This window comes from Moorena sp. SIO1F2 (assembly GCF_010672755.1).
Taxonomy (GTDB): domain Bacteria; phylum Cyanobacteriota; class Cyanobacteriia; order Cyanobacteriales; family Coleofasciculaceae; genus Moorena.
Genome location: NZ_JAAHFV010000494.1, coordinates 1 through 3822 on the forward strand (window position 1 = coordinate 1; position 3822 = coordinate 3822).

The window sequence follows — 3822 nt, forward strand, 5'->3', positions numbered from 1 at the left end:
GAATAGCAATGATTTCCGTTAGTCCTGCTACGCGCATCACGTCTTCAAAAATCTCATTTCTCGCCTGAACCACAAATTTACTGCCCCAACTGCCATCAGGTTTAGGTTCAATGCTGGCTTGAAAGACTTGTTGCTGAAAGGGACTCCAACCCCGGTATTGTTTTAATTGTTTAGCTTGTGCTTCCGCTTGCTCATAACTGACAAAGGGGCCCATAGCTTTTACAAAAGGCAACACACGGAAGAGTAGGGGAAACAGAACTTTAAACCACATCGGAATTTTGCCGATGAAAAAGGGATCCACCAAAATTAGGCTGCGCAATCGGGATGGATTTTGCTTAGCCCAGATTGGAACTAATTTACCAGTCCAGGAGTGACCGAGGATATGAGCACTAGACCATCCTAGGTGATCCATTAACGCTTCTAAATCGGCGATGTGATCATCAAAGGTATAGCCTTGATCCGGCTTGCTACTTTCCCCATGACCGCGCAGATCTGGAGCAACAATATGATAGTTTGGGGCAAGGTAATCCCCGAGGCTAGACCACACTAGGCCATGGTCCGCTAAGCCATGTAAGAGTAACAAGGGAGTTTGGCCTTGGTTCCATTCTAGGTAAGACAGTTGGATGTCTGGTAAGTCTAAGGTTTGACGTATGGGCATGATGGGATGATTGCGCTTAAGTCATAGTATAGGCTTTATTCTTCGCTTCTTGTTCCGCTTTTAATTTTCGTAATCGAACTATACCTGGAGGAGGGTTGAGTTCTTGAGCTTTGTGTTGCTGATGACTCCATTCCAGCCAGTCAGAGATATATTCGCTGACAACTTCTTTGTTGTTTAAGTAGTAAAGAATTGTGCCATAAACTTGTTCCAAGGTAATGGTGTAAAAAGCGATGCAGCAAGGGAACAGGGGGTTTCCCCCACTCGCTATTGCATCAAGACACAGTTAAGAATTTCTTCTGGAGTACGATTACGATAAATGTACTCATACAGAACATTCTCAATGCCTACTCGCGTTCCTTTGATGCGAATATCATCAGGAGCAATAAAATCAAAAGCGATGCAGCAAGGGAACAGGGGGTTTCCCCCACTCGCTATTGCATCAAGACATAGTCTTCTATTTTCATCAGCTACCTGTAGGGTGGGCAAAACCTTGCCCACCCTACCCATGGAGTCTGTGCGTAAGTCCTGACCTAAAAAAGCTCAAATACTCCGATCAGAGTCCCAGACCCAAACATAGGAAAGCAGATGAAGATGAACAAGAAAAATTTAAACAAACTTTACCTTTAAAGGTCAAAAAAATAGAACAAAAATATCCCCTGGCTGATCTAGATGTCTGGTTTTTCGATGAACATAGAGTGGGATTAAAACCAATTTTAAGGAAAGTGTGGAGTCCCATAGGGTAAAGACCAACGGCAATAGTTATATCAAGTCAGGTTGAATACCCATAATTAGAGGGAGGGTGGGGAGATGGGGAGATGGGGAGATGGGGAGATGGGGAGATGGGGAGATGGGGAGATGGGGAGATGGGGAGATTTTTATTAAGGGTAATTATCCCGACATGATATTAGCCATCGCTATGAATGGTTATCTGTCTATGGATTTGTCAAACTAAAAACTGGAGAAACTTTGTGGTATCTAATCCCTAGAGTCAACACATTATGGTTGAATCTAGTGTATCAAAACTTTGCCGTTGATGCTGGTATTTCTGAAAAAAAAAGTTTTATTGATAGAAGATAATGCGGGATGGCATCGCAGTAAAAAAGCGATGCAGCAAGGGAACAGGGGGTTTCCCCCACTCGCTATTGCATCAAGACAGTTAATCTTCCCTCAGGCATGATGGTGGAATACTTACCAGCTTACTCCCCAGAGTTACAACCAGCCGAAAGACTATGGTGTGCACGTAGATGAGCCCTTGGTCAATGAGCACTTTGAAACCATTGATGAAGCGGTGCGACCCCGGTCGGGTTTCCCGACCTAGGGAATGCGCACCAAGAGAATGGAAAAAACTTTGGTTTCCCGTTGTAATATTCTCAGTGGAATCAAAGAAGAAATTAGAAATTTGACTGATTATCATTGGCTAGAGTTTCTTTAATTTATTAAGGGGGTATGGCAACCGGATTTGGTATAAGATGCGTTTACCCTGAGATAGAAACTTGAGATATGCAAATTTTAATTTGTGGTGCCGGTAGCGGTGCTCATGCTTTAGCCGGGATTTTTTCTCAAAAATCCAATGTGAATGTTCGGGTTTTTATTAATGATTCAAATAAAGTCCAACGTTGGAACGAACACTTGAACAATCACTCATTAACTGTTACCTTCCGTGAATAAAAAAATAAAGACTGGTCTAAATTACAGTCTCAACCTTTTTTGGTTACTGACGATCCTGCTCAGGCAGCCTGTAACAGTGACATAATTATTTTTGTACTTCCAGCTTTCCTACACTTAAAGTACCTAAAACTGCTATTTCCCTACATTGAAGAAGGCTGTATACTTATTGGTATGCCCGGGCAAAATGGCTTTGAGTTTGATGTTAGGTATGCTCTAAGAATAAAATTAAATTCTTGTATTGTTATCAATTTTGAATCCCTACCTTGGGTTTGTGGCAATCGCGAATTTGGCAAATCGGTAGAGATTATGAGTATCAAAACACAATTAGTAGGAGCATTACAAGGCAATCCTTCTAATGCTAGGATACCTAAATTTATTGTAGAGTTACAAAAACTTTTAGGGAATCTACCAAAACTTATTATCTCAGGTCATTTATTGGGAATGACCTTAGTTTCTCCGAATGCCTATAGTCATCCTCCTATTATCTATGGGCGTTGGAAAAATTGGGATGGGCAACCTTTAGATTACAAACCGTTATTCTATCATGGTATAGATGAGTATACAGCAGAACTTCTAGGTAAACTTAGTGAAGAAATCCTTACTATTAGTCGTCAGATTGGCCAAGAATATCCCCAAATAGATTTGTCTGAAGTGATTTTCGTTTATGATTGGGATATGAATCATTACAGTGAATATATTGCCGATAAAACAAATATACATACTGTTTTTCTAACCAATGGTGCTTATAACGGGATTGTACACCCCATGCTACAAATGCCGAATGGGACTTATCTTCCCAACTTTAATCACCGCTATTTGACAGAAGATATTCCTTTTGGTTTAGTGGTTATTCGTGGTATTGCAGCAATTGCTGGGGTCAAAACTCCTTATATCGATTTAGTATTGTCTTGGTGTCAAAATAAGTTAAGAAAAGAGTATTTAATAGGCTCTGAGTTGATTGGCAAAGATATAGGAGAAACTCGCTGTCCGCAGCGATACGGGTTAACTACTTTACCAGAAATTTTAGGACTTGATTGGTAATCTAGCAATTCTCTAACTGGTGAGGTACAAATATCTAGGTTTTAGGGCAGGGTAATCGCATTTAAATAAGCTAGACTGAATGTCCAAAAACTTGTCCGAGTTTGCCCAAAAACGTCTGATACCAAATCCTGTTCCCATACCCCCCTTATCTGCATAGCCCTAAATTCCTAGCATAAAAAGATTTGGTCGATTTTTATAAAGGGGTTTTGGCAAGCGGATTTGGTATGAGACCAAATGAGCAACAGCAATCTCCCAGCCAAAGACGAGCAGCCAGATAATGTTAAAAATCCTATTGAGGAGGCTACCAGCGTCTGACGTTTCCTCAATTGTTCTGCCAAATGGTGCCAGAGTAGCGATGCCCAGCTTGATAGCCTGTATTCCAAAGGGGATGCCAATAATAGTCAGACAAATCCCTGTCTTGATGCAATAGCGAGTGGTTTGAATTTACCGTAAGA

The 3822-nt window shown here is 41.1% G+C and carries 6 protein-coding genes and 1 pseudogene; 4 read left to right on the plus strand and 3 right to left on the minus strand.

Features of this window, described 5'->3' with window-relative positions; genetic code table 11:
• A partial coding sequence (locus F6J94_RS31590; protein ID WP_367142303.1) for an alpha/beta fold hydrolase occupies positions 1–658 on the minus strand: 658 nt, incomplete at its 3' end.
• A 16-nt stretch (positions 659–674) separates the two neighbouring features.
• Positions 675–1057 (minus strand): annotated as a pseudogene (locus tag F6J94_RS31595) (DUF433 domain-containing protein).
• A 35-nt stretch (positions 1058–1092) separates the two neighbouring features.
• On the opposite strand from F6J94_RS31595, the gene F6J94_RS31600 reads away from it, so the two are divergent.
• The 4 genes from F6J94_RS31600 (at position 1093) to F6J94_RS31615 (ending at position 3367) form a co-directional block, all read left to right on the plus strand.
• Positions 1093–1401 carry a winged helix-turn-helix domain-containing protein gene (locus F6J94_RS31600; protein WP_293047487.1) on the plus strand — a complete coding sequence of 103 codons (309 nt, stop codon included), beginning with the start codon at positions 1093–1095 and terminating at the stop codon, positions 1399–1401.
• 56 nt (positions 1402–1457) lie between these two features.
• Positions 1458–1610 carry a hypothetical protein gene (locus tag F6J94_RS31605; RefSeq protein ID WP_293021476.1) on the plus strand — a complete coding sequence of 51 codons (153 nt, stop codon included), beginning with the start codon at positions 1458–1460 and terminating at the stop codon, positions 1608–1610.
• Positions 1611–2158: 548 nt separating this feature from the next.
• A complete protein-coding gene (locus F6J94_RS31610; protein WP_293047489.1) occupies positions 2159–2326 on the plus strand; it encodes a hypothetical protein in 168 nt (55 codons plus the stop codon).
• Positions 2327–2365: 39 nt separating this feature from the next.
• Positions 2366–3367 (plus strand): NAD/NADP-dependent octopine/nopaline dehydrogenase family protein, encoded by a 1002-nt coding sequence (locus tag F6J94_RS31615; RefSeq protein ID WP_293047493.1) that lies wholly within the window; start codon positions 2366–2368, stop codon positions 3365–3367.
• 159 nt (positions 3368–3526) lie between these two features.
• On the opposite strand, the gene F6J94_RS31620 is transcribed toward F6J94_RS31615, so the two are convergent.
• Positions 3527–3811, minus strand: a complete 285-nt coding sequence (locus tag F6J94_RS31620; RefSeq protein WP_367142304.1) for a YccF domain-containing protein — start codon at positions 3809–3811, stop codon at positions 3527–3529.
• Between the last annotated feature and the right edge of the window lie 11 nt (positions 3812–3822).